This window comes from Paenibacillus sp. JT22N15, from assembly GCF_059383755.1.
Window position 1 is genome coordinate 1 of the sequence record NZ_JBXENV010000033.1, and the last position, 1,763, is coordinate 1,763.

Annotated in this window: 1 protein-coding gene; it reads left to right on the forward strand. The window is 52.1% G+C overall.

Features of this window, described 5'->3' with window-relative positions; translation table 11 throughout:
- Window positions 1-114 precede the first annotated feature (114 nt).
- Window positions 115-1,401: an IS110 family RNA-guided transposase gene (locus tag AC50X8_RS32355; protein ID WP_494883707.1), complete on the forward strand. Its 1,287-nt coding sequence runs from the start codon at window positions 115-117 to the stop codon at window positions 1,399-1,401.
- Window positions 1,402-1,763: the final 362 nt, after the last annotated feature.

A 1,763-nucleotide genomic window follows, 5' to 3' on the forward strand; every position in this document is an offset into this window, starting at 1 on the left:
TTAGGATTCCTGTAGAGCGTTAATTTTGCGTTTTGCATAAAAACGAGCGCCTCCAGTAAGATGGGGTAGTCACGGGTCATAGCCCTTTAGCCATCATAAGGAGGTCGCTCTATCTTGAAGTTTAAAGCTCAAACCAAACAAAATCAACTGCTCGAACGTATTTCAACTCAGCACCTTGTCGTCGGTATCGACATCGCCCAGCAAACCCACGTTGCGCGCGCCGTCAACTTCCGTGGAATTCTGCTAGGCACTCCGCTTCACTTCTCCAACGACGACACGGGCTTCGGCCTATTGTTGCAGTGGATGAGAGGTTTGCAGGAAACGCACCAACTAAACGACACCATCATCGGCATGGAACCAACCGGCCACTACTGGCTTAGCCTTGCTGCTTGGCTCAAAGACCGCAAACTCGAGGTTGTGCTGGTGAATCCTCATCTCGTCAAAAAGAACAAGGAAAACCGCGACAATACACCATCTAAAAGCGACATCAAAGATGCCTTTGTTATCGCCGACATGGTGAAAAACGGCTACTACACCTTTATCAAAGAAACCAGTGAAGTGTTTATGGAACTGCGCGTTCTCATGGCGAACCGGGAGACAATTGTCCATCGTCTCGTCAGCGTCAAGAACCAGATCCACCGCTGGGTCGACATTGTGTTCCCTGAGCTGCGGCAGGTATACAAGCACCTCATTGGCTCCGGATCGCTTGCTACACTGCGTCTCTTTCCTACGCCCGCCGATCTTCAAAAACTCACCGTTCGCCAGGTAATCGACGGCTGGAAAACGGTCATGAAGCGGCACAGCGGTGAACGAAGAGCTGCCGAACTGCTGGCTCTAGCAGCACGCTCAGTCGGCGCCAAGCATGCCGAGAGAGCCTACAAGCTTCATCTTCAACAGCTACTCGCCGAATACGATCTGGCTACGGAGCAGCTGCAGGTAATCGAGGATGAAGTTGCGGCTGCACTGATCCGGATTCCGCTAGCCGAGCCGCTGCTAGCTATTAAGGGCTTGAGCATCCTGTCAGTCGCCGGTATTCTCGGTGAAGCTGGGGACCTCAGCGGCTATGTACATGGTAACGCGTTGCTACGGCATGCCGGCCTTAACCTGGCTGAAGCGAGTTCAGGCAAATGGAAGGGCCAGATGTCCATCAGCAAACGTGGCCGACCAAGGCTTCGGCATGCTCTGTTCATGGCAACCATGGCCCTCATCATGAACGATGTATCGTTTAAACGACAGCACGAAGTGAATGTTAAGATGAAAAGCATGAAGCCAATGCGCTCCGTGATGAAGCTTTGCGGCAAGTTGGCTCGCCTCCTAGTTGCTATGGCACATAGCGGCGAAGCTTACGAACCTGATCGAGCTCATCCTATGAAACAAACTGCTTGGCCGCTTCTCAGTTAGCACGGAAATTGGCTTATTCGCAGGATCTCAAGACTGCACGGAGTACCGGATTACATTGAGCAAAAGGGCACAGACCCGTACCGTTAGGATAACCGGCCTCCACCAACCGGATAGGCGTAACGAAGGAATGAAAGGGCAACGACCCGTCGAGAAATGGGAGTGAAAGCCTCCGGAAGTACGTGGAGAAGCGTGCAACAGAGCAGTAAAAAAGGAGCGAAAACTCGCCCCTTCTGTTCCCGCATGCGCTTCCGTTGGCGAATTTGACGGTACACCCCCTCTTCTATCCGAATAGCGATTTATCTATTGGAGAGATCCTGCGAATAAGCGAGCATTCGTGAGAAAACTACATTTTACCGAGGGAG